Below are 24093 nucleotides of genomic sequence, written 5' to 3'. Positions count from 1 at the left end.
GGGAATGGACAATCTCCTGCCGTTTTCTTTGGCGGGGCGCACAGAAAGAGTTTTTTCGACTTGGGCAGAGCATTCCGATTGATCTATCAAACCCCAAGAAGAGAAAACCGTGCCAGATTTAGCTCCCATGATCTCGGCACTTCCCTCTATCGAGGCATCTCTCACAGACGGCTTGAACCCGCAGCAGAAGGCAGCGGTCGAGGCGTTCCATAAACCACTCCTGGTCCTGTCGAGTTCTGGAACTGGCAAAACCCACGTTCTGGCAACCAAGTTCATCTTTGCGGTTCAGGTCCTCGGCTACAAGCCTGACGAGATCATGGCGGTCACGTTCACAAGAAAGGCCGGCCATGAACTGAAAGAGCGCATTGGGAGGAAGATTGTCGGAGATGTAGACAATCTCTACGTCGGGACATTTCATTCCCTGTCCTCACGCATGCTCCGGGTCCACCAAGCGATCCATACCGGCGAGAAGCCCTTTACGATTGTCGAGCCGGAAGAGATTAAGATGACCCTGACGGGCATCCTCGCGAGCCTGGACGGGTTCGGAAACTCTTCGAGCAGCCGGGAGATCGACAAGCGGATCAACTCTCTCCTAAAAACGATTGATGCAGCCAAAAACATGGGCGTCAATCTGGACCCTAGTAGTTCGTCATGGGTCTCAGGCGCGCCGGGTCTGTCCAGGGAAGATAGTGATATTCTTTCCCAGTATGAGAAGACGATGCGGGAGAACCGCTGTCTGGATTACAACGATCTGATCCTCGATTTCATCCGCCTTACAAGCGCCAATCCCATTGTGGCCCGATCCTGGCGAAAGAAATTCAAGCTCGTCCTAGTGGATGAATATCAGGATACCAATCCGGTCCAGGAGCGGTGGCTTCAGATCTTTTCTGACGCTGGGAACAATCTGGCGTGCTTCGGCGATGATGACCAAGCGGTCTACGGATGGCGCCATGCCACGGTCGACAACATTCTGACGTTCGAGAAGAGGTATCCGAATGCCCTCGTCATCAAGCTCGGGATCAATTACCGGTGTCCGGAGCAGATCGTCAGAAAGGCCGGGAAGCTCATTTCGGCCAACCAGAAAAGACACACGAAAACAGTCCGCTCCGGCAATAAGGGTCAGGGGGACGTAGCAAGCATCCCGTGCAATGGCCAACAGGGAATGCTCAATCAGGCTCTGGTCCTGATCCAATCCGTAGCCAAAGCCCAACCCAAGGACATCACCGTCCTCGCTCGGACAAACAGTGACGCCGATGAGACCGCCCAGTTTCTCATCCGTCATGGAGTGAACGTCTTCAGGTTCAACCCCGATGCGGACTCCTCGCCTCAACTCCAGATCTTTCTCGCATGGCTCCGACTTTTGGCAAACGAAGCCGACAGCCCGGCGGCGATTAAGATCATGACCAGCCTCGCTGGCCTTGGAACCGCTCAGGCCGTGTGGCGAGCCGCCAGGATGGAAGGGCTTCCGGTAATGCAATGGCTGAGCAAACGCTCAGATGCCGGCAGCTTGAGACAGGACGGTCTCCTGCGCCTGATGGATGTCTACCAGGGTCTTCGGAGTGCAACGATGATTTCGAGCGCTTCGGAAATGATCGAACTCGCCCTGACCTATACCGATCTCGATAAAGACCTTGAGGCTCTCAACCCTGCACGCCGGGCTCGCTTCTTCCGCCAGTACATGGCCATCTCAGAGCACGCACACCGGGCCGAGGATCTCGCCACCATCATCGCGACGGCCCAGACGGAGATCGCCGACGTTGATGGGCGGCCGGACAACGCTGTCGCCGTTTCGACGATGCACGCCATGAAGGGGCTAGAGTCGCCCGTTGTGATTTCCCCCGGATGGACCAAGGGGAAATTCCCTAGTGGCTTCGACAAGGGCGATGAGATCGACGAGGCTCGCCGCCTCGCCTTTGTGACCATCACCCGGGCGTCGGCCCGATGCTACCTGCTCTGGGACAATCAGCTCGGCCCCTCTCCGTTTCTGACCGAGATGGGCCTGGCCTGATAGGGCTCCGAAATTTCAATCAGAAAGAGAGATCTCCGTCATGATCAAGGCTCGAATTGCTGGCTTTTCCAGTTTGGTTGGTTTTTTGCTGACCATTCCCCTCGCCAACTACTTCGTCTCGCGGGTCGGTTGGGAATGCCCACCCGATGCTCCCTGTCTTATCCCAGTGGCGCCCGGCGTCATGTCGCCGAGCGGTGTGGTCTGGGCCGGAACCGCCCTGATCCTCCGCGACCTGGTTCAACGGCAACTCGGGGTCTCGTGGAGCACGGTCGGAGTCCTAGCGGGAGCCGCACTCAGCTACTGGATCAGCCCGGCTCTGGCCCTGGCCAGCGCTGTGGCGTTTCTGATTTCGGAGCTGATTGATCTTGCGGTCTACACCCCACTCCAGAGGAAAGGGTTGATCACAGCTGTAGTTGCATCAAGCCTGGTCGGGCTCATGGCGGACTCGATTTCGTTCCTCTGGCTGGCTTTTGGCTCTCTCGACCATCTCCTAGGCCAAGCCCTGGGGAAAGCGTGGATGATTATTCTTTCCCTGCCGTTTCTATATTGGCTGCGGATTCGGGATCGGCGACATTCGTGCACCAGCAATCGCCTTCCTGCAGGATCGGCGGCCGTAGGTTTCCCAACATCCCACTCCTAAACAAACGGCTTCTCGGCCGTAGAATGTTCTCCATGTGCCGCCGTGTGACCCTCACGACCAGCCTGATCGCGCTCCTTGCCCTTATGGGGGCTTCCACGGCTGACGCAGCAGCCCTCAATAAAGTGGCCAGCGTCGAGCCACCTAGAAGGCCCGAGATGATTAACCCCGTGCAAGTGGCCCAACCCGAGCGGGCGGAATGCAAAAAGGTTCGGCGTCGCTTCTTTCTCCAAGACCAGGGCTGGATCATTCGGCAGGTTTCGATCTGCTCCTGATTAGGATCCGATGGAGGAAACTAGCTATCACGGATGTCGATGCGCCCGGCAGCGCAGGGCGTGCATGTGACCCGATCTCCCCCGTCACCGTCGTCCATGTCGACCTCGATCGTTAGGGGCTCGGAGCCAATGACGTCGTCCATGCTCGTAAACGTTTTATCCAAGCGGATTTCCAACTTGCCGACCCTGAAAGCCTCCATCGTATCGTCAGGTTGGGTGATCTCTGTGTAGATAATTGACGATCCGCCCGTTCCTTGAGCCAGTTCCATCCTACCAATCTGCATGCGGTAGAACTTCTTGAGGCGGTAGTGCTCCCGCATCCTTTCGCCGAGCTGCCGCACGGTCATCGGGTCAACAGGCTGCTTCAATCCACGCAGCCACGCTGCTATGTCGGAGACGACTGCCCCCGTCGTCTTGTCGACAACTCGTTCGCATTCTCCGGCATAGAAGGTCTTGAAGCCGCTCCAGTCTTCAACCGTCGCCCAGCCTCTAAACGCGAGCCCGTCCAAGTCTGGATCGTCTCCGATGGCATCATCCGATAAGTAGACGCTATGGATAGTTACGTCGAACGTCTGAAGTTCGCCCCTCATTGTGGGATGGGTCACGGTAGCTGGATAAGAGAGACGATCCGTAATCATCGTCTTCCTGGGGCCGTTTGGGCCCAACAAACGAGGTTCTGAGCTCGCAGTCATAAGTTTCCTCCTGTTAAGGAATTTATGGCTGCTCAAAGCTGGTTCGCACAACGGGGCACTTCTGGCGATTATGGGCTATTACAAATGGCGGAGCCTGTCGAAGCACCACCAAGAGAGACCCAGGGCGCGCCCATAAAGGCACCTGGTTGACCAACAGAAAAGGGCGGCTCGAAGCCGCCCTCTCATCCGTACTGCTTTGGAAAACCCGTTACATCCCCTGGCTGTTCTGCTCCATCATCTGCCGACGCATCTGAAGGCGGGAGAGTTGCGCTGGCTGTGCGGCCGGAGTTTCCGCCGCAGGCTTTCCCTCGGCGGCTGGCGCGGGCCGTCCCTGCGATTGAAGCGCCGCCTTATAGACGCCGCCCTCGGACCGGCCGATCGTCAGGCGATAGCCCGACGGCATGCCGAAGCGCTCCACGTGGATCTTTTCCAGCGCATTGAAGCCACGGCGAAGGGAGTCCATCGGGATCTTGTCCTGCTGATCCAGAGTAACTCCACCTCCCAGACGCTTCTGATCGTCAAACTCGAAGCGCATGAATGCGCCCCGCAGAACGAACTTTGCTTCGGTATTCTTCCCGGACTGCAGGTTCTCGACAGCCCAGGTGACCCGGTCTTGGAACGCCTTATCGTGATCAATGGCTCGAGCGAGCTTCTCCACTTCCGGCAAGTGGTTCTGGATTGCGTGATCGAAGCGTGCAAACTTCTCCTTATTATCCAGCTCCTGGAACCGTTTCACCGTCCGGTCCATGACCTCGGTAATCTCCTCACGGGAGGCCTCACGGATCATGGCTAGCTGCTGATCGCGGCGCTCCGGATTACGGTCACCGGCCAGCATGAGTCCGCCACGGATATATGCCGCAACCAGCTTCAGTCCCTGTTGGGCGGCAGCCTCGGCTCGGGCAGAGTACGCGACCTGTTCGTCACTCACCTGGCCCTGCTGCCGGCGCTGTGGGGTCGAGGCGACTTTCGCCGATACGGGAGCAGCAGACTCACGGACCTTTGCCATCTCCGGCTCCCGGCTAATCGCCTCGGCAGCGCCGAAGAGAATTGCCTCGAGATTAAGCTGGCTCGTCCGATCTTCCTTCCAAAGCTCATGCGATTTGGAACCCACTCCATAGCGCTGGACGGCAGGATGGTTGACGTCTGGGATAGCGCCAGTCGGGGCTGCGTAGCAGCCAAACTCTTCGTTGTAGGTGGCCCTGATACCCGCTTGGCCCAGTTCCTTGATCATTGTGTCCGCCTGGGTGCGCGGCGCGAAGAACCCCGTCAACCCTTCGGACACAAGCCCGAGAGCCACGAAATCAAGTCCTGACTTACCACTCACACCAGCTTCCACGCTCACCTGACTTGTCTGCATCGCGGGATCTCCGTCTCCGATAGCGAATTAACGACACAAGACCGGTACCATAAATTCGGGTACAATGCACGTAATTCGGCACGATTTGCAAAACTCGGTCGCTCGAAAGGCAAAAGGCATGTCTGGTCAAACAAACCTATTGTTTTCCAATCCCCGGAAAAATCGATGAGCCAAGATCCAGACTATGTCATTCAGGCCCGATACGTCCCCACGCTCCTAGGCCTCAAGAAGACGCCATCTCCTTGGGAGCTCTGGCACGTACTCAAAGGCAACATTCCCTCGTCTCAGGTGGAATCCAGCCGCGGCTTCTGGAGCCGCCGCCTCCATCGAGAGTTCGTCGTCGGGCTGCAGGAACGCTATCCCTGCATTCTTTTCGATCGCAGCAAGGAGCAGATTTACCCAACGAGGCAGATTCTCTCTCGCAACTTGATCGAGGTGCGCTCCCGGGGGCACCTGCCGCTCAGTCACGACACCAAGCATATCCACCTGGTCCAGATCTCGTCCGAGAACTACGCCATCAACTGGAATGTCAACGGAGTGGTTCAGGCTCCTCCTTATATTGTCGCGGAAGTTCACCCCATCATGGCGGCGCTCGGCATTGAAAGCCTTGCGGTTGCTCTCATTGTGGCCGGCGGTGAGTTTGAAGCATTCGTCGAGATCGATTTCGATCCTCCCCTTTGGGAAATGATCAAGACGGCAACGACCGACTTCATCTTCTCCCTCGACATGGACGAGGAGCCCGCTCCTGACTTTGCCATCGATGGGGACGCAATCGAAAAGCGGTACCGTCCAACCAATGCCGATCCTGCGGACTACACCGACGATCGTGCCTTCAACAAGCTTGTGACCGAATACGAGGCCATCACTCAGGAGATCCAGGGCCTCGAGCGCGATGTTCGGGAGAAGGACAAAACCAAGCGCAAGCTGAAGGCTCGGCTAATCACCGCCCTCGGGGACCGTTCGGCCGCACATGGCAAGGGCTTCAGGCTCATCCGTGATGAACACCACGTCGGGGAGCAAAAGCGGGCCGCATACTCCTATTCGACGCTCAAGATCGACCGACAGACACAGGCGGTTTGATCGCAAGCCACTAATTTGAAATCCAATTTAAGAGGTTCATATGCCGGCACGTACTAACCCTGATGTGGTGATCGCCTTAAAGGAAAAGGTCGCCAACGAGAACAAGAAGGACCGCCAAGGCGATAATCGGTCAAAACTCTATTATGTTAAGATGGAGTACGACGCGACCAAGCTGGACGAAATTTTCGGCCCGGAGAACTGGAGAACGGAGATTCTCAATCAGGAATCCCGCGTCTGGGAGCAGGATCTCGTCAGCTTCAAGCAGAACAAGCAGGAGGTCTACAAGGCCCGGGTCGCATCGGCTTGGATGACCGTTCGCCTGACGGTCAAATTTCCGGATGGGCGAGAGACTTTCCGGGACGGCGTCGGTGCCGGCGATGCAATCCGTCGCGCCGACAACCCCAACTCTGTGGAGGCTGAGGGGCTTGCTCTCAAAGCCGCCGGAACGGATGCCATCAAGCGAGCCGCAACCCTCCTCGGCAACATCTTTGGCCGCGGCATGGAGAAAGACGGCACCCAGCGGTATGACTACGACTATGTCCCGCCCGAGGACGACGAGGCCGACGACGAGACGCGTCCCACCTCTGATGTCGCGATCGCCAACGATGCCGGCCAGCCCCAGGGCGAGGCCCAGCCGACGCAAGTGCAGCCACAGAGCCGGCCCCCGTCCCCTCCGCAGGCCTCGGCTCACCCGACCGCCCAGACCCGTCCGGCGTCTTCGCCCCAGACGAGATCGCAGCCCCAGCAACCGGCCCGCCCCCAACAGTACCAGGAGCCGAACGTCACCAGTGGCTTGGCCCGGCCCCCACAGGGACAGGCCCCCGCAAGCCCGACATCCCAGGCCCGCACCGAGCCCGAGGTCAGGCCGAGGGTCGCGGACGAGTTCGAGAGTGCTTTGAACGGAGCACAAGCCGACGTCCGAACCCTGACCGATCCCCTCTCCGAGCACCTGCGTCTGATCATTCCGCAAGGCAAGCTGATCGAGGTCGGACACCCGGATCGCTGGAAGAACATTTTCTCGCAACTCAACGAGGCTCGGAAGAACTGGGTTACGACTGTCGACCAGGTCGAGGTCATGAAGGCCCACATGGCTGATTTCCGAAGCCGTGCGTCGAACGAAAACATCATCTCTGGAAGTTCGGCCGGAGCAAAGGACATCAAGCACTATTTCGACACGATGGACACGTTCATCGATCGGCGCCGCCAGCAGATCCTCGGTCTGGATCAGGCGGCGTAGGCCTAAACGGGCCCCGCATGCAGATGCGGGGCCTTTTCTGCGCTCCCATCAATAATCCCTTGGAACCAGGGGAAAGTTAAAACCCCAAAAGCTCGTTGAGTACAATGTCAGAGAACCTCAAGCTCTCCGCAGGTGACCTTGCCAAACAGATCGGAAGTGGAAAGGAGCGCCGCTATAGCGACGACGAGTGGGAAACCCTGTGTCCTGCTCACGACGACCGCAAGCCTTCTCTCGTGATCACCCAAAAAGGCGACCGTCTTCTGCTCTATTGTCGAGCGGCCTGCTCTCAGACCATCATCCTCGACCGACTTAAGGGGAAATATGGCATTGAGCCCCGCCAACTCGGCCGCACACAGAAGCGGGAGCTCCGCTGTGATGCCGCTCAACCTCGCCAGCGGGTCGCCCCGGCGGAGCGCCGGAAGAAGAAGGGTCTCCCGGAAGGTGCGATCTATGCTGGCACCTCCCAGCAGGGGAAGCCACCTGCGTACCTAGTAAAAAACAATAACGGCGTGTGGTCATGGCACGACAGGCATGGCCGAGAGTGCTTCTACACCGTACGCTTCGACGATCCCGCCGGCGGTAAGGATATCAAGCCCCTAACGCCCTGGATGATCGAGGGCAAGGTTCAGTGGATCAGGTATGCACCCCCAGATCCGCACCCGATGTACGACCTACACCTCGATGACGGAGAAAGTCCTGTGCTGGCCGTCGAAGGGGAAAAGACCGCAGAAGCCGCCAAGAAACTGATTACCCGCCCCTCCGAGATCTTCGGCGGTGCTGTGCCCTGGACAACCACCACCCTTGGAGGCTCGCGGAAAGTCCACATGGCCGATCTCGCCCCTTTGGAGGGACGGGACCTGTTCATTGCTCAGGATATGGACGGCGCCGGCCTGAGCTATGCGTCGCAATTCCTCCGAAGTGACGCCCGGTCCATCACTTTAATTCGGATGCCGAGGTCCGTTCTGCCCAACGCGAGCGGGGTTCGGTCTGACGACATCAAGGCCGGATACGATCTGGACGATTTTCGTCAGGAAGGCTGGACCCTGGACCATTTGGAGGAGATCGCCCGCAAAAAATACCTGCTTTTCCGTCTCAGATAACAGATCAAGTGACGGAACCGATATGAAAAGCAGCAAAACTGCGTTATAATTCGTTTTGCCGGGATACCCCATCCACCCTTTGTTCTTTTCATCGTGCCAGGAGCAAACTCCCGATGAGCGCTAAGTCCTTCCTGAACCACTCCGATGCCCCGTTCCGGCGAGACATTACAGTCATCACCATCGGCGATCGTCACCCGATCCAGGACCCCAACCGCCCGCAGTTCGGCAGCGACCGTGACAAGGCGGCCTCTTTCGCATTCCACATTGAACAGTCTCTGACCCAGGACAACGAGCTTGCTCGCGCTTCCTATTGGAATGAGCTTCGCGCCATCGCGGCTGTCGCCACTCGTGGCGTCCTCTCGGCCGAGCAGGGTCGTCGCCAAGTCACTGCCCGCGCCAATCAGGCCCTTGAGGCCAGCGACGTCGACCTCACTCCCCGTCAGATCGAAGGCACAATGAATGTCACGATGGCCAAGCGCCAGCTGACCGACTTGATGCCGAAGAACCTGACGGTTGCCCAGACCAATCAGGTCCTCACCCGCCTGGTCAACGAGGCCATCGGCACCGCCCAAGGCCACATCATTACCGACGACAGCGACTCAACGGTTGTCCGCCTGCGGAATACTCAGGCCTATCGGACCCTTACCAAGGCCGTCGGGGACATCTATGCCGATACGACCGTCCCGTTCAAGGACGACGAGGATGAGCTCGGAAACATCAAGGACGTCTCCTCGGAGCGCCGCGAGCAAATGACCCGCCAGATCCTGCGTTCCTCCTTCGCTCCCGAAGGCAAGGCGCCGGCGCAGCAGGCGGCAGATCCGTTTGTGGGCAACGAGACATTCGAGCGCGCCGTCTACAACCGCCTGCGCCTCGGCTCCATGATCTCTGAAGTGATTTCCGACGAGAAGGAGCGGCGCACCTTCGCAGCCTTCATCGACAACGCTGCCATGGGCGTCCTCGACGGCACGAAGGATCGGCCGGATTGGATCCTGCGTACTGATATGGATAAGCAGAAGGAGAACTACGACAAACTCGTCGCAAGTGGCTCTGATCGGGCCGAGAGGCACGGTTTCACCGCCGACCTCAACGCTCTTGCCACGGAAGTTCTGACCTCCGACCTTTTCCAGAGCCAGAAGCAGGCCTTGGCCGACCTTCAGAAGAGCGGGTTGGACCGGACCGCCATCACGGCAGCCATGGGCCGCCATGCCTCGCAGCAGATGGACCGGACTGATTTCGTCATGGCTTCCCGTCCTCAGGCGCTGATCGCGGAGGCCTGGGTCTCGTTTGCGGCTTCGGCTGGTCCAAACGTGCCTTCCCGCACGGCTATCAACAACGCCGCCAAGCAGATCCGCGAGGATTTCTCCCGTCCTGTCGAGATCGCCTCCTACAAGAAGGCTGACGACGGCAAGATCGTCCCGGTGAAGATGACGATCCGCCCTGCCCTGTTCGGCCCCGAGACCAGCGGACTGAAGTTCCCGACGGTCGCCGTCGAAGGCTCCCGGTTCTATAAGAATGCCGGCGCCATCAACGATTACGTGGCGCAGATCGCGGTGGCCAACAAGGCTCTTCCGCCTCACACCCGCACCAGCCTCGTCGTTACCGTTGACGACAAGTCGAAGTCCTACAAGGCGCTCACCGAGGCGGCCGAAAAGAACGGGTTTGGTGTGGTCAACGCCACTGTCTCCGCCAAGACCACCCGGATGAAGATTGTCGGGGAGAACGGCGCTAAGTCGTTCAACGAGCGCAAGATGCAGATCACTGTGCCAAACCCGTCCAACCCGGACGAGGCATTCGATCTGTACTCCCGTGAGGGTCAGCGCGCTGCCCGTGGCAAGCTCATCGTCCTGCATCCGGATGGCAAGTCCGACAACCAAGCCCGTATGATCGGCTGGCAGGTCGCCCAGTCCATTTCCAACAAGGTCGCCGTCTTCGGCCTTGAGCAGAACGACTACAACACCTGCCAGCACGTTCGGCGTGGTGTCGAAGGTGGCAAGCAGATCGAAGTTCGGGACAACGCCGGCGCTCCGGTCAACCTCCAGGAAGCCTACAAAACCGCCGTCATCGGCGCTCCGACCCCTCAGGAACGAGCTCGCCGTGAAATCCAAAGCTGCGCTGCCGGTCTCATCAATCCAGAGACGCCTGGGATCAGCCCGGAGCAGAAGACCATCGCCACCGTTAACAGCCTCGCCCTGGCACAGGTCTGCGGCATCAAGAACCTCGGGGTCATTCAGAAACAGTTCACGACCCTCGGCGAAGTGGTCGACTTCGCTTCGCGTTCCGGCAAGAACGTCGTGACGCTCAGCAAGGAGGAAATGGCATTCCTCCGCCCGGTCGCCGCGGCCCTCCGAGGTGGTGTGGAAAAGCTTCGCAACCCCGCTGCTCTGGAGGCCCTGCTTCTCGCTTCATCCATGAAGGTTGAGGCCGCAAAGCAGAACGACATGCGTTATGATCTGACGTCGGACTTCGCCAAGGCTCGTGCCCTGCCCGTCGTGATCTTCGGAGAGCCGTCTGTCGGAAATGCTGTCGCCATCATCGGCCACGACAATGAGATCGGAGCGAAGACGAAGGGCGCTATCGAGCAACTTGTCGTCGAGGCTCGTGATAAGGGGTCGATCATCCACACCACCGCTGAGAAGGGCATTGGTGAGGCAGTGATCGAGGCAGCTTCGAAGCACGGGGCAAAGTTCGTTGCGTTCTCCCCTGACAGAGACGCTGCGGGCCTATCCGACAAGGCTGTGGACGCGCTCTTCGACGCCATCAATAATGGCAGCGGTTCCATGGTCTCGGCCCAGGGTTTCGGCAAGAACGAGGCGGCTGCGAACCGGACCAAGGTTCTGCAGATGGCGACCGAGACGGCGAAGAGCGTCGTGCTCGCCGCCGCCAGTGACAAGGACGTGTCGGCCTTGATCGCGGTCGAGTCCGGCCAGACCCGACCCGTTGCCACCCTGTCGCCGAACCCGGAGGAGTTCTTGAACTTCACCGCGAACGTTGCCCTGACCCGAGAAATGGGGACCATCACGGCCAAAACCGGCCGCGGCGGAAACACCATCAGTCCGGTTGGCGTCGGCTTCCAGGGTGAGGACGGCGTCTTCGAGAGCAACGGCTACAACGCTGACGGCGGCATGGACCCAGAGTCAAGCCCGATGGTTCGTGTTGCGTCCTTCTCCCGCCCGGCCACGGTCATCATGAAGACCGGCGAAATGGGGGCTTTTATCGAAAACGTCGAAGCTGGAAAGGCGAACACTCTGACCCGCGACGACCTGAATGGTCTGACGGCGGCTCAGATTGCTCTCAAGTATGGAGTTGTGAGGCACCCAAGCGAGTATGAGCAAAAGAGTGCTAAATCCCCTGAAGAGATCTCCGTAGCCCTCGCGGACAATGACAAGCGCGAGTTGGAAACGAAGCTCTCTAAGCTGGCAGCCAACGACAAGTTCCGTGTGGTTGCCAGGGCCCAGCAAAATGGGATCGGGATATAACCTCTTCTAACAAGATCGCAATTATCAGCCCCGGCCCTCGGCCGGGGCTTTTTCGTTCCAAAGGAGACAGACCATGATGCAGGACGTTCAGGCCCGCCAGCAGGCTTTCTTCACCGTAGGTGAATGGGATGGCCGCTCGGTTCATGTCACCCGCCGAGTCTACCAGCGTGCCATTGGCACGGATCCGGATTTCACCGGCTTTGACGGAGCTGACATGCGGGCTCTCGCCCTTGTCGAGGCTTTCGCCAGCGCTGCAACTGCTCCGCTTCGCTCTGATCCTGAGACAAAGTCTGTCACCTTCTCCCATAAAGTCGCCGATCGCGACTGGAATGGAGATCCGGAGAAGATTGAAGACCAAAGGGTCGCGCTTGTGGCGACTGTCTCCCGCAGGTCCGTCACGATCGATTTCCAAGTCCGTCGCGTCGCCTATGACAAAGCCGACGAGGCCCGCTGGCTCGACTTGTGCTCCAAGTCGAGCCGCCGCTTTGCTCGGGACGTGTAAAGCCCGGGGTTGTTAACCATCGAATCCGGCGAGCGAATTAAGAAGCGTTATTTACGCATTACACTTCGCGGGCTGGCGGGGTATACACGGGTTAAGAGCAACCAAGTTTCTTGATTTGCGAATCAACGGAGAAAGCCATGTCCTGGCTTAATCAGATCTCCCTCTGCGGCGTCGTAAAGGGCGATATCAGCATCAAGTCCTTCGACGGTTCCGGAGGGATGATTGCTGAGTTCACCCTCACGACAAAGGCGTCTTTCACCAAAGGCAAAGGCTCTGCGAAGGCCTCGATCGTCGAGAAGGACGAGAACCACCACATCGTGGTCTACTCCAAAGAGATCATCACCGACGAGATCCAGGGCGTGCTCAAGGAAGGTGACTGGGTCACCCTGAGCGGCCGTCTGCAATATCGCGCTGAGAATGAAGGGGCTGCAGGAACCCCTTACATTTCGATCAAGCGTGGAAATCACTTCAATCGTTTCAATTTCGCTGCCGCCCGTGAGGCGGAAGTGACTGCCGACCGGGCGGCTCCGAGCGAGCTGGCCGCATGACCCTTCGTCTTGTCTCCTCGACGGACCGAGGCTCCCTCCCCTCCCACAAGCCACGTGAAGGTTTTCTAACTATGGTTCCCCAGCCCAAACCCGATGACTCTGGCTCCCGTGTCGTCGTAACCAAAGTTGTCGTCGAGCAGTATGCCGTCGACGGTCAACAGACGCCGGCCAGCATCATTTCCAGTCTCGAGCGGCAGCTTGGCGATGAATTCACCTTGAAGCGCATCTCGATAGCCGAGCCTTCCGAGGGCGGCCTTATGGGAGCTCACGTCCTGAAAGAGTATGACGCCAATGGCAAGGATCTCGCTCGTCGCAGTGCAGACATCCTCGACCGTGACAACAAGCTCCTCGTTCGGCTGAAATTCGACGGCGAAGAGGTTGCCGGATTCGAGTTCAAGGGCAACGGAAACGCAAAAGCAGTGATTGCGCCGCAGATCGCGGCGCTCTGGCGTGACGGTTCAATCGAGATTTGAAAGTGGCGGGAACCCAATCCCCAAAAATTCTGACGGCTGAGGGCCGGATCGTCTACGTCGACTTCGGTACCAAGACGATCCACCCCACAACCGAAACAGGATCAGCAGACACTGTGATCATCGGAGCACTCACTCCGGAGGGCGCGGTGAACGTGGGCGGCCGGGTATACCGTTTCATCGACATCGCTGGCAAACGTCCTGACGCAGCCGTCAGGACGGGCAGGCTCATAGCACTTATCGCTGCTGAGCCGAGCCCCGAGCCTGCCGCCAAGAAGGTCACCTGCGAAGTCCCGAGAGGGCCCTAGAGCCCGTCGGAGGTTAGAAGGATCACACTCCATGTCTCTCGATCTCGTTTATGCCAGCCCCTTTGATCAGTATGATCTCGACGAGTCCGAGAGCCCTTTTCTGCCTTCGACGCCAGATTATGCTCTGGAAGATGATGTTTTCTCCGAAATTGAAGATCATAGCTCCCTTGGACATGCTGCGGTCTTCGATGCGGAAGAATCCCGCGCCCGGGCATTGACCAGTCTCATCGAGATCCAAGAGGCGGCTGTCACGCACGGGATCGAACCACTCCTGATCTTGGCCGGCGCCGGAACCGGAAAGACCAAGTCCCTCACATCGCGCATTGGCTTTCTCGTTGGATCGCAGCGGGTCCAGCCGCACCAGGTTTTGGCGGTAACGTTTACCCGAAAAGCCGCCCAGGAAATGAAGCACCGTCTCGCCAACATGATGGGGCCGGTGGCCAAGGCGATGGATGTCGGCACCTTCCATGCCATCTCGGCTCGCCTCCTCCGGGACAATGCCGATCGGGCCGGCCTCGAACCCAACTTCTCCGTTCTGGACGCAGACGACCAGAAGAACGTCGTCAAAGACTGTTACGCCAGCCTCTCCTACGGCGAGCACATCGTGCCTCCTGACGCTAGCGACTCTCGCCGCCAGGTTGACTACGCCTTCATCCTCGACTGCATTGAGGCCAAGAAGACCGGTCGGGGCTTCCCGCCGAATTTCAATCGTGGCACGTTCCTCACCCCCCACGGCATCGAGCAGATGTACCACCGCTATGAGCGCTCTAAAGAGCGCATGAACGCGGTTGACTACAATGACATTCTGATCAAATGCCGCGACCTCCTTCGCGACGACGAAGCGGTCCGCCGCTACTACCAGACGCTCTGGCGCGCTGTTCTGGTGGACGAGTATCAGGATACCAACGATATCCAGCAGGAATGGCTCGACCTGATCACCGACCACGGCCAGGGGTGCTACTACACCTGTGTCGGCGACGACGATCAATCCGTCTATAGCTTCCGTGGCGCCAACATCGACAACATTCTCAGCTTCGGCGACCGCTACCCAGGCGCCCGGATCATCCGCCTTGAGCAGAACTTTCGCTCGACCCGGGCGATCCTTGATGCGGCAAACCACGTTATTGCCGGCAATGAGAGCCGTCATGGGAAAGCCCTCTTCACGAAAGGCACCCAGGGAAGCCCGGTTTTGGTCCATGAATTCTCCGAGGACCGTGGTGAGGTCTCCTGGATCGTGGACGACATCGAGAGGAAGCTCAAGAACGGCATCCGGCCCAGCCAGATTGCCATCATTGCCCGCGCTTCGATGGAGCTCAACGGTTTCCAGCCTGCGCTCACGATGCGCCGAGTTCCGTTCACGGTCACGGCCGGACGTAAGTACAACCAGACGGCCGAGATAAAAACGCTCTCGGCCTACCTTCGCCTGATGCTGAACCGCTCCGACAACGCGGCGTTCGAATACGCCATCGATGCGAAGCCCAGAGGATTCGGCAAGGAAAGCCTCTCCAAGCTGTCGGACACGGCTCGGATCACTGAGCTTCCTATGATCGACATCCTTGCCGACCAGATCCGCAACGGTGCCATCCGGAAGGCTGCGGTCGAGAAGGTTAAGGCATTCATCGAGTTCATCGACGAGATCGGTGACGACTATCGCCTGGGCGTCCCGCTGGACGAAGTCATCGAGAAGGTGATCGCCGAATGCGGAATCAAGGAGCACGTCCAGGAGCTTCGCGAGAAGGCCGAGAACCAGGCCGACAAGAAGAAGGCCGACCAGTTCCGCAAGCAGGCCACTTCGATCGAGGAGCGGGTCGAGCAGTACCTGTTCCACGCCAAGGAGCAGACCAGTATCCAGGATTTCGTGGACTCCATGAGCCTTCTGGAGACCGATAGCTCCGTAGATGACGCCGTATGGCTGGGAACCATCCACGCGGCTAAGGGCCTTGAGTTCGATTACGTCTACCTGGTCGGGTGGGAAGAAGGGATTTTCCCGGTTGTCCGGCCCGATACCGATCTCGAGGAGGAACGGCGCCTTGCCTATGTGGCGATGACCCGCGCCAAGCTCAGCCTGCTCATCAGCTATGCCAAAAGCCGGATCAACCGGACCAACGATGGATCTGAACGGCGTCCGAACGTGTACATTAACGATATTATCGAGGCCAATCTGTGCACGTTCAAGCAGTTCCATTAGAGCAATGCCCTTGCTTCCTTTCCAGAAGCAGGAGTTGAGGATATCACCTTTTAATTCCCCGAATAGGAATCCACGATGATGAAGACCGTTTTGACCTTTCTCGCAGCGACCTTCGCTCTTTCCGGCGCTGCACTGGCTCAGGACTGGCAGGTACTGACCTACAACAATCTGACCACGCCCTCCGCTGCACCCCCCGCAATGTTGCAGATCTGGGGCGACCTTATTGCAGACAACAACCGATATTTCCGCGATGAGCTGAAGGATCCCCGCTTCAAGACCGGCAACGCACCGGCCGAATTCCTGTCCCACACCTTCACGGATGGTCAGGAGCAGATCACTGTGAGCCTGATCAACATCGCGCGCCGCTGCGATAATGGCGCGAACTCGGCGTCGAGCACGGACATCCACGGGATCTGCCCTCTGCGGGTTGTAGTCACCGGCCCCGGCGGCTCCAAGACCACGCGGACGACGGGCTGCTTCCTAGTTGTCCCGCCCGGCGATCCCTCGGGTCTGGATCCGCGCAAGAACGCCACTTACGCCGCCTATGATGCCAAGCAACGGACCGTCACCGTCCGCGCTCTTCGGAACGGCCGCCCACTCAACGGTTGCACCGCAACGGTGAAGATCGGCTAAGACTCAAGGCGAAGTAAACCGCCATCACGCCGAAATAAAACGCATATACCCGATAGAAACAGGGCTGACGCCGTGGTAACCCACGTTATGGCGTCAGCCCTTTTTTGTTGAGGGGCTGATGATTTGAGAACGTAACCACGGTGTCGGCTGGATGAGAATGAGCGCCCCCTTACGCTGGATTGCCCTCTTGGTGATCGTCATTGTTGGCAGTGTCGGATTCATATCCGAGACATGGGCGGGACAATCCCAACTCGGGCCGAAAACGAACTACTCAGCCAGCGACATCGCCAACGCAGTTCGTAACTCCAACCTCAATCCCAGCTTGCGTCAGTACGCCGACCAGATGGGCAATCTCGGAATGTTCGAATCGTCCGGGAACGCTGGCATCTACAATGGAAGCTGCTGCACCGGCGTTTTCCAGGTCAACCGCTCCAATCTGGCCGCTGCCGGTTACACACCCGAGTCCTACGCAAATGCGAGTTTGGACGAGCAGGTAAGGGTCTGGGCCAATCTCACGAACCAGGGAGCCAACACGGCCGTTGTCCGCCAACTCCAACAGATGGGCACTTTCGACGGGCAGCCGGTCGACGGCGCCATGATCATGGCCTGTATTCAGCTAGGTACCGGCAACTGTCAGAAAATGGTCCAATCGGGCAAGTGCTCTGGCTTTTCCGACATCAATGGCACGACCATCTGTAAGATGGCTGACAAGATGAGGACCGGTGCCTCTACTCCACGAGAAGTCTCGGATCCCTTCCAGAACCTCGCGGAGGGAACCGATACGTCGGACCTCTCCTCTCGTCCCGACCTGAATGTCCAGGAGTGCTGGGGTTGCGATGGCGTCGCTCGAGTGGTTGAGGTGACTAGCCGCATCGGTCCCGTTCTGATCCAGAAGTTCGGCTCAGAGGCCGCCAAGCTCATGGGGATCATCTTCGGTATCGTCTTCATAGTGTTGATCGCCGGCAGGCTTTTCTGGATCTCCCGCTCGGGCGGCTGGAACGACATCTTCTGGCTGGTAATGAGGTTCACGTTCGTCATCACTCTCATTGGGACCAGCTCGGTCTACACGGAGATTGTACGCCCCTACGTTCTCATCCCATCGATGTCCATCGGGGGCGAGCTTGGTACGAAGCTAGCAACCGTGGGCAACCAAGCCTTCAAGAACAATCGCTCGAACGGTGTTTGCCGCTATGACAGGATCAGCGGGACCGACCAGGAAATCATCCGGGCGGGGGAGCGTGTGATCAACCTCGTCTGTGCTGTTCACCTGACGGTCAACGAAGCAATCAAGAAGGGCTCGGAGCCAGCGAGCAAGATCGAGACCGCCGACTCCTCGGAAAGGAGCCTGTTCATAAGCTTCATCCTCTCGATCTTCGCTTTCGTCGTCTTCGGGGTTTATTGGCTCGCGCTCTTGCTCTTCGCGTTCCAGATCGTCGAGGCACTCACCCGCATGGGCTTCTTCGTGGCTTTTGCCCCCTTCCTCGCCTATGCCTGGGTCTACAAGACAACCCAGAAGACCTTCACCAACGCCCTCCGGAGCTTCCTTTACGGCTCGGTGCTTCTGGTCATGTCAGGCCTGCTGTCGGCAATCATGCTGTTCATCCTCTCGCAGGGAATACAGAAGGCTGGGAACCCCTCCACCCTGGGCGTCGGCAGCCCTGAAGCCATTGGCAACACGTTCTATTTCCTGATCTATTCCTTTGCGACCGGAGCTCTGGCGGCATCCCTGATGCGGACGGCCCCCAGTCTTGCAGCAGCGATCGCAAGCTATCAGGGAATGACAGGAGAAAACTCGTTCGCTGCGGGAGCGGTCTCCGGCATCATGCATGGCGTGCGTGTTGCAGCATCGGTGGGGGGGGTCGTCGCCCTCGGCGCCGGGAACCTTACAGGCCGGGCCGCTGGGTTTGTTGGCCCGAAAGGCTTTGGATTTGCCAAGGACTTCATCAAGCAACGCATGGGCGGAGCGGGCGGGCTGCCGAATATCCCAGGCGCAGCCCCGACCACCCAAACCGTCAAAGCGTTCTCGCCCAGTCCATAGCCAAAGCTGTACTCCGGTTTGAGAAAGCCCTCGGTCCCGGCCGAGGGCTTTCTTGTTTCGAAACCAGTTGACAGAAAGGCAGAGAGGAAACTCTTATCGACCCCACGATGCGGGCGCGTACTTTGATATGTTATTTCTCGGTTAGGAAATTTGAAAGTTGGGACGCTAGAATCCCCTGAAAGAAAGATTATCACATGTTCTTGTTTGCCCTCTTACTCGCTTTCCTTGCGCCGTTCTTCTGGCGCGTCTTCTGGAAGAGCTTCGACGAGATCGAGGAGACTGAGGACCGGCTTCTGGCCGCGATGCCGAAGATTGTCGGAGATATCCTCGGCGGCCTCGTCTGGGCCGGTGCAATCGCCCTGGGCCTCTACAAGCTCGCCGGTGTGCCCATCGAGACGGCCGCTGTTGTCGCAATCATCATCCCGGCGGTGATCCTCCGGTCGCCGATGAACACCTTCGAGAACCGGCTCATCACCAAGGTCATCGCAACCGTCTACGGTGGCGTTATGGCTCTCAAGGCTCGGACGATCCGTTAGAACCCACAACAGGAAGGGGGGCGGTTTTCCGCCCCCCCTTTTCTTATTCGTCCGTCAGGTTCTCGTCCGGACTTCCGCCTCGCCGAGGCTGCGCGTGCCGGACGAGGCCTGCCAATCTCCTTCTCGCCTCTGGATCTCGGGCTCGCCAGCACAACAGTCCGATCAACCCCACCAGGACGACGATGGAAAGGCCCAAGGCTACTCGGATCAGGACAGCACCTCCTGTCGTGGTGAATACGGATAGGCCGAGGTAGCCAACAACGCCCACAATACCCAACAGAGCGAGCTCGGACCGGCGCCTGTGCCGCCGTTCGCGCGTGCTGGCAGACGTGAACAAGCTCATGGCTTATGCCCTATGTGCCCGAGAGGTTTCCTCCTCGAGGAGTTTACGCTCGACGTATTGGCAAAGGCTCGGATAGGTCACCAAGAAACCATCTCCTGTCGGTTCTTCCCGACGGCAGAGGGCCGGCCTCAGGTTCTGGTAATCCGCCACAGAGCCCCAGCACGCGAGGATGTAATCGTAGATCCTCCCTTGCTGGATTTCCCGCTCCGAAATTTCAAAGTGATGGATGAACGGAGCCCCATCAGAGTTCCTGAGGAAGATCACGCTGCACTTGGTTTTCGGCTCATCCTGGACGGCTCTGATTTTTGCTACGGCGTTCATCGGCGACAAAGCTCCTAGGCTATTTTTTGACGACCTGGGGGAATTGAAAATCGCAAATCATGATTTGCATTGCGGAAGAAGGTCGGTATAACTCTTAGCATAATCGTTCCGTCCATAGCACACATAAAAACCCAAAAGGGTTGGTCCCCATGCGCGGCACACCATTTGCGATTGCCAACAGCTTCAAGAGCGCCTCGCTCGCATTCATCTTCCTCGTTGAGGTTGCCGCCCCATACCTGCCCGACTTTGCCGCGAGGTATGTCGTAGGAACTCTTCTTCCCATCAACGAGAGATATCCGATCATCCTTCTCTTCGTGGTCGTGCTCGCTGCCTTGTTCATCGCAGCTTCGCTGAAAGAAGTCCGACATTGGATGAAGTTCGTTTTCAATGGCTTGGTCACCCTGACTGTGATCACCGCGCCAATTGTCGTTCTCGCCCGTTTTGTCCCCCTTACGGTCGCAGTTGCGGTCGTGACAGTCTTCTTCCTTGTGACAGGACTCGCCGTCACGTATCTGACACCGAGATCTGACAGCCGCCTCGCTTAAGTCAGGCCTCATTTAGCTCCAAGGCCCAACCCAGGAACGAAATGCACATCAGGCTTTCGCGCGCTGATATCGATCGCTATTGTCGAGACACCAAGGACTACGAAGATCACGACCAGCCCGACCTTTAGCTGTCCACCAAAGCCCGAAAGATCCTCTTCCACGCCTGCGGGATAAGCCCGAAAGTCCAAGATACCCTTGAGGCCTACTATGGGGGACGGCTGCCCTTCGTGCTCGCCAGCGACCCATTCCGTCTCTACGCCGAGATCGATGCCATCTCCTTCGAAAAGGCCGCTCGCCTGTGGAGACGCACCTCAGAGAGCTCGGACCGGCGCTGCATCCTCCGCGCCGCGATTCTCGAAGCATTCGACCATTCCGAGCGTGCCGGTCACACCTTTGCCGACAGTCTAACCATCCTGGAACGAATGGCAGTCACTTCGGGAGCCTCCATGCAGGAGGTCCAGTGGGCTTGGCGCCAGGCCATCGACAACGGGCTGATAATGGAGGTCAGCCTCCATGGGGTGCGCCGAGCGATGCTCAACCGGGTGTTCTATGAAGAGGCCACTATCGCAAGTGAGATCAAGCAGCGGGTTGGAAGAATGCCCATTCCGGTCACGACCGACGATGTTGTTCGCCACGCTGCTGCCCTTGGCGTTCCCCAGATTGATGATAGTCAGATCCAGGCGGTCATGGAGGCTTGCACCCACCGAACCACCATCATCTCCGGTGGGCCAGGCACTGGCAAGACAACCATTATCAAGATCATTGCCTCGATCCTTATGGAGGCTGACCAACAGCTCGTCCCGCTCTGTCTGTCCCTTCCCGCCCGGATCGCGCGTACGATCCACGAGAAGACGGGGCTGGCTGCCGACACACTGCATAACCGGCTCGAGTACATCGACGGCTTCTTCGGACGGAACAAAGAGAATCCACTCGACGAACGCCTCATCTTCCTAGAGGAGGCCTTCATGATCGGGAATTCCCTCATACTCGCCCTCCTGCGCGCCCTTCACCCAGCCGCTAGGCTCGTCATCATCGGCGACGCAGAGCAAATCGCGCCGATCGGCCGCGGTAAACCGGTTGAGGCTATGCTGGCCTCAGGCGCTGTGCCCGCCGTGGTCCTCAATACAAATCATCGCTCAGGAGCCGGATCGTCCATCCCAGTCTCAGGGAAGAGGGTAATGAAGGAGCTGATGCCCCTCGTTGGTACCGACATCCTCTATACCCAGACGATCAACCCCAAGGACACATTGATGGCCGTGACTAAGGCCTGGCACGCTGCAAAAAACGCTGTCGGGGCTGATAACGTCCAAGTCCTTACCGCTCGACATGAGGGTCCGGTCGGCACAAAGGCGATAAATGATGCCATCACAGGTCGCCGTGAGTTCGCTGTCGGTGACCGCGTCATGCAACTCAAGAACGATCGGGATCAGGACTTCTTCAACGGCGAAACCGGAACAATCGCCGATATCAGTGACGGTACCATCAGTGTAGTCACTGATGCGGGGGTTGTCGCAGAATTTGCATTGAAGGCGACAGGCACCCTCTCAAAGGCCTATTGCATAACCTATCACAAGGCGCAGGGATTGGAATTTCACACAAGTGTAGTTGTGGCTGACCCAGGCAACGCAAGCATGCTCGACCGCAACATGCTCAACGTAGGGATTACCAGAGCCCGCCAGAAATGCGTCATTGTGGACGAACGGAACCAAGTCCGGGCCGCCCTGGCAAAATCATCCAGCGCCAAGCGCCGGACACTTCTGGCCCCGCTAATCACCGGCGGAACCCAATTTCATCGCCTTGAAACGTGATGTTTAATTCGAACTGACGTGATATAAATCGGGCGCCAGACACTAGGAGCGCCTGCGGTGGACAACGACAGTCTCGAAGATCAGATCAATCAGACCAGGCATAATCTTCCAGCTCGCATCTCGGATATCTACCAGGATCGTCACCACGACGGAGACCCGGGGCCTGAGCTTCGAACAGCTGTTGTCGAGCCGACGGCAGGAGACAACGACAAAGGTCCGAACGATAAGGCGGGTGAGAAAGACCGTGAACACCTGTATGCACGGCAGGATCGCACGGCGGCTGATCAAGCCCGAAAGCTCGGAAGAGCGGTTAAAGAGGCTGCATTGTCAGCCAATGACCTCGGGCGCGAGAACCTCAATTCCGCATCTCAGGAACTGAATTCCGAGGCTGCCGATATTGCTCTCGCCGGAACGACAGGACTCATCCGCGGTCTCAAAGCCGGCTTCGCGGCCCATAAGAAGCAACAGGAAAACGCCAATAGGCCGAAAAATGGCGAAATCGCACCAGCCGGTCCCAACGCGATCGATGCGTTCATCGCGAGCCTCCCTCCACCGCCCAAGGCACTCCCAGCTCCCGTGAAGCGACTTCCCGCGCCAGGACGCTTCTCAGGGCCTGAAAGGGATTGATGATGCAAATGGATCGCCAGACCGTATCCAATGTCGCGCTAGGCATCGCCTCCGAAGGCGCCTCATCAGCCACCGACTGGGTTGCTGACAAGGTTTCGGCAAAAGTAGCTGCCCGCTTCGCGACTAAAGCAGGCTCAAGGATGATTCCGGGGATCGGCACCGCACTCCTGGCCTACGATGTCGTTGATTTTGGACTGTACGCGGTCTCTGGAAAGTCCCTGTCAGACCGCATAGGTGAAACATCCGTCGGCCAAGCCGTCGGGTCCGCTGTTTCCAGCGCTGGCACAAGCGTCTTTGGCGCAGTTGGAAAACTTTTCGACAATATGGGCTTCACGTCTGCGGCCAACTACGTACGACAGGACGCTTCCTCGTACTTCTTCGGAGCCGAAGTCCCAGCCGAAGGCCATAGCGGAGGCGACGCCGAGGTCGGCATCGGCAAAAGCAATGTAACACAGCTCGAGGATTATCTCCCGTTCGGCACAAAGCAAAATCCCCGGAGCGTCATCGATCAGGCTCTCAAAATGTTCGGATCGGCAGATCGCATGGATGGAGTGTCCATGCCTGCCATCGGCAGACAGAGAGGTCGAGATTTCGGTCTCGGCTAGGCGAGGACCAGGGGCACAAGTCACAAAGGATGTGCTCTCGATGATGAACTACCTGTCCCCACCCCTTGATGGCCGGTCAAAGCCGGCCATTTTTGCGGGCAGCTCAAACTCAGTGTTCCTAGGGGAGAAACGCGCAACGAAAGACAACGGGGATGGACTGTTCTCATTCACGGTCGCGGTCCGACCATCTGACATTCCCGATGATTTGAAGTTCGCGCCCGCCCGCAGCACTTTCAAGCTTGCAGTCGCCGTCATTGCGGACGCTGGCCCCTTGATCGGAGCAACGAAAGCCCAGCGACTGCCAATCAGCGACCTCGGCAACGGTCTGGTGTCGTTATCATTTGCGGTTCTCCCGAATTCGCTTTCAAGCGAAATCCTCTATTCCAAGAGAGGAACGCAGATCCGGATTTCAGCCCAGCCTGATCCGTCGGATGAGACGGACCATACGGGGTATGCTCCCGAACAACGCCGGAAGACCATGCAACGGATCATTCTTCTGTGCAAAGAAGATGAATTTCGACTCTGGCTGGGGAAACATCACGATCCGGCTGGCCTGATACAGAAGGCGGCAGGCTCACCACACCTATCAGAACAAGCCGCAGCCGAAGCGATCCTACGGAGAATTGGAGCGCATAGCCGAGGAGAGATCCTCCGGAACTCGATCGTTTGTGAACGCGCCGAATTGTTAATTCGCCTCTGGAGGGAAACCCGGTTCGATCCTATCCCGATTTCCCTTGGCATAGCGGCTTGATCGGCCGA

Annotated in this window: 21 protein-coding genes; 18 read left to right on the top strand and 3 right to left on the bottom strand. The window is 58.3% G+C overall.

Going from position 1 to position 24093, the window contains the following annotated elements:
• Positions 1-109: 109 nt before the first annotated feature.
• Together DDF70_RS08040 and DDF70_RS08035 are read left to right on the top strand one after the other, a co-directional pair.
• Positions 110-2008, top strand: coding sequence for an ATP-dependent helicase (locus tag DDF70_RS08040; protein ID WP_162820259.1), 1899 nt, complete (start codon positions 110-112; stop codon positions 2006-2008).
• Positions 2009-2048: 40 nt separating this feature from the next.
• On the top strand, positions 2049-2648 hold the full coding sequence (locus tag DDF70_RS08035) for a VUT family protein (protein ID WP_170316045.1): 600 nt from the start codon (positions 2049-2051) through the stop codon (positions 2646-2648).
• Positions 2649-2940: 292 nt separating this feature from the next.
• Here DDF70_RS08035 and DDF70_RS08025 read toward each other — a convergent pair whose 3' ends face one another.
• Positions 2941-3558 (bottom strand): hypothetical protein, encoded by a 618-nt coding sequence (locus DDF70_RS08025; RefSeq protein ID WP_162820258.1) that lies wholly within the window; start codon positions 3556-3558, stop codon positions 2941-2943.
• 262 nt (positions 3559-3820) lie between these two features.
• Positions 3821-4969 (bottom strand): hypothetical protein, encoded by a 1149-nt coding sequence (locus DDF70_RS08020; RefSeq protein ID WP_114944351.1) that lies wholly within the window; start codon positions 4967-4969, stop codon positions 3821-3823.
• Between the two features lie 165 nt (positions 4970-5134).
• On the opposite strand from DDF70_RS08020, the gene DDF70_RS08015 reads away from it, so the two are divergent.
• The 11 genes from DDF70_RS08015 (at position 5135) to DDF70_RS07960 (ending at position 19085) form a co-directional block, all read left to right on the top strand.
• A complete protein-coding gene (locus DDF70_RS08015; protein WP_114944350.1) occupies positions 5135-6049 on the top strand; it encodes a hypothetical protein in 915 nt (304 codons plus the stop codon).
• 40 nt (positions 6050-6089) lie between these two features.
• Complete coding sequence (locus DDF70_RS08010) at positions 6090-7286, top strand: Rad52/Rad22 family DNA repair protein (RefSeq protein ID WP_114944349.1); 1197 nt, start codon at positions 6090-6092, stop codon at positions 7284-7286.
• A 104-nt stretch (positions 7287-7390) separates the two neighbouring features.
• Complete coding sequence (locus DDF70_RS08005; RefSeq protein WP_114944348.1) at positions 7391-8386, top strand: hypothetical protein; 996 nt, start codon at positions 7391-7393, stop codon at positions 8384-8386.
• 113 nt (positions 8387-8499) lie between these two features.
• Positions 8500-11862 (top strand): hypothetical protein, encoded by a 3363-nt coding sequence (locus tag DDF70_RS08000; protein WP_114944347.1) that lies wholly within the window; start codon positions 8500-8502, stop codon positions 11860-11862.
• 73 nt (positions 11863-11935) lie between these two features.
• Positions 11936-12364 (top strand): hypothetical protein, encoded by a 429-nt coding sequence (locus DDF70_RS07995; protein WP_114944346.1) that lies wholly within the window; start codon positions 11936-11938, stop codon positions 12362-12364.
• A 137-nt stretch (positions 12365-12501) separates the two neighbouring features.
• Positions 12502-12912 carry a single-stranded DNA-binding protein gene (locus tag DDF70_RS07990; protein ID WP_114944345.1) on the top strand — a complete coding sequence of 137 codons (411 nt, stop codon included), beginning with the start codon at positions 12502-12504 and terminating at the stop codon, positions 12910-12912.
• Positions 12909-13385 carry a hypothetical protein gene (locus DDF70_RS07985; RefSeq protein ID WP_205772408.1) on the top strand — a complete coding sequence of 159 codons (477 nt, stop codon included), beginning with the start codon at positions 12909-12911 and terminating at the stop codon, positions 13383-13385. The genes DDF70_RS07990 and DDF70_RS07985 overlap by 4 nt, the downstream gene beginning before the upstream one ends.
• A 336-nt stretch (positions 13386-13721) precedes the next feature.
• Positions 13722-15878 carry an ATP-dependent helicase gene (locus tag DDF70_RS07975; RefSeq protein ID WP_114944342.1) on the top strand — a complete coding sequence of 719 codons (2157 nt, stop codon included), beginning with the start codon at positions 13722-13724 and terminating at the stop codon, positions 15876-15878.
• Positions 15879-15953: 75 nt separating this feature from the next.
• On the top strand, positions 15954-16511 hold the full coding sequence (locus tag DDF70_RS07970) for a hypothetical protein (protein ID WP_114944341.1): 558 nt from the start codon (positions 15954-15956) through the stop codon (positions 16509-16511).
• A gap of 157 nt (positions 16512-16668) precedes the next feature.
• Positions 16669-18549: a hypothetical protein gene (locus DDF70_RS07965; RefSeq protein ID WP_114944340.1), complete on the top strand. Its 1881-nt coding sequence runs from the start codon at positions 16669-16671 to the stop codon at positions 18547-18549.
• A 194-nt stretch (positions 18550-18743) separates the two neighbouring features.
• Entirely contained in the window at positions 18744-19085 is a 342-nt protein-coding gene (locus DDF70_RS07960; RefSeq protein ID WP_114944339.1) for a hypothetical protein, read from the top strand.
• Positions 19086-19431: 346 nt separating this feature from the next.
• Here DDF70_RS07960 and DDF70_RS07950 read toward each other — a convergent pair whose 3' ends face one another.
• Entirely contained in the window at positions 19432-19749 is a 318-nt protein-coding gene (locus DDF70_RS07950) for a hypothetical protein (protein WP_114944337.1), read from the bottom strand.
• Positions 19750-19898: 149 nt separating this feature from the next.
• Between DDF70_RS07950 and DDF70_RS07945 the strand changes: the two genes are divergently transcribed.
• The 5 genes from DDF70_RS07945 to DDF70_RS07925 all read left to right on the top strand — a co-directional run bounded on the left by DDF70_RS07945 (position 19899) and on the right by DDF70_RS07925 (position 24085).
• On the top strand, positions 19899-20294 hold the full coding sequence (locus tag DDF70_RS07945) for a hypothetical protein (protein WP_114944336.1): 396 nt from the start codon (positions 19899-19901) through the stop codon (positions 20292-20294).
• Positions 20295-20422: 128 nt separating this feature from the next.
• Positions 20423-22102 carry an AAA family ATPase gene (locus DDF70_RS07940; RefSeq protein ID WP_342633909.1) on the top strand — a complete coding sequence of 560 codons (1680 nt, stop codon included), beginning with the start codon at positions 20423-20425 and terminating at the stop codon, positions 22100-22102.
• 324 nt (positions 22103-22426) lie between these two features.
• A complete protein-coding gene (locus tag DDF70_RS36425; RefSeq protein WP_162820257.1) occupies positions 22427-22729 on the top strand; it encodes a hypothetical protein in 303 nt (100 codons plus the stop codon).
• 8 nt (positions 22730-22737) lie between these two features.
• The gene (locus DDF70_RS07930; RefSeq protein WP_162820256.1) at positions 22738-23334 is read left to right on the top strand and encodes a hypothetical protein; all 597 of its coding nucleotides are present in this window, start codon (positions 22738-22740) and stop codon (positions 23332-23334) included.
• A 40-nt stretch (positions 23335-23374) separates the two neighbouring features.
• Entirely contained in the window at positions 23375-24085 is a 711-nt protein-coding gene (locus tag DDF70_RS07925; protein WP_114944332.1) for a hypothetical protein, read from the top strand.
• Positions 24086-24093 lie beyond the last annotated feature (8 nt).

Origin of the sequence: Microvirga calopogonii, from assembly GCF_003347665.1 — a bacterium.
In the GTDB taxonomy this organism is placed as follows: Bacteria; Pseudomonadota; Alphaproteobacteria; order Rhizobiales; family Beijerinckiaceae; genus Microvirga; species Microvirga calopogonii.
This window is presented reverse-complemented; position numbering and strand designations above follow the sequence as displayed.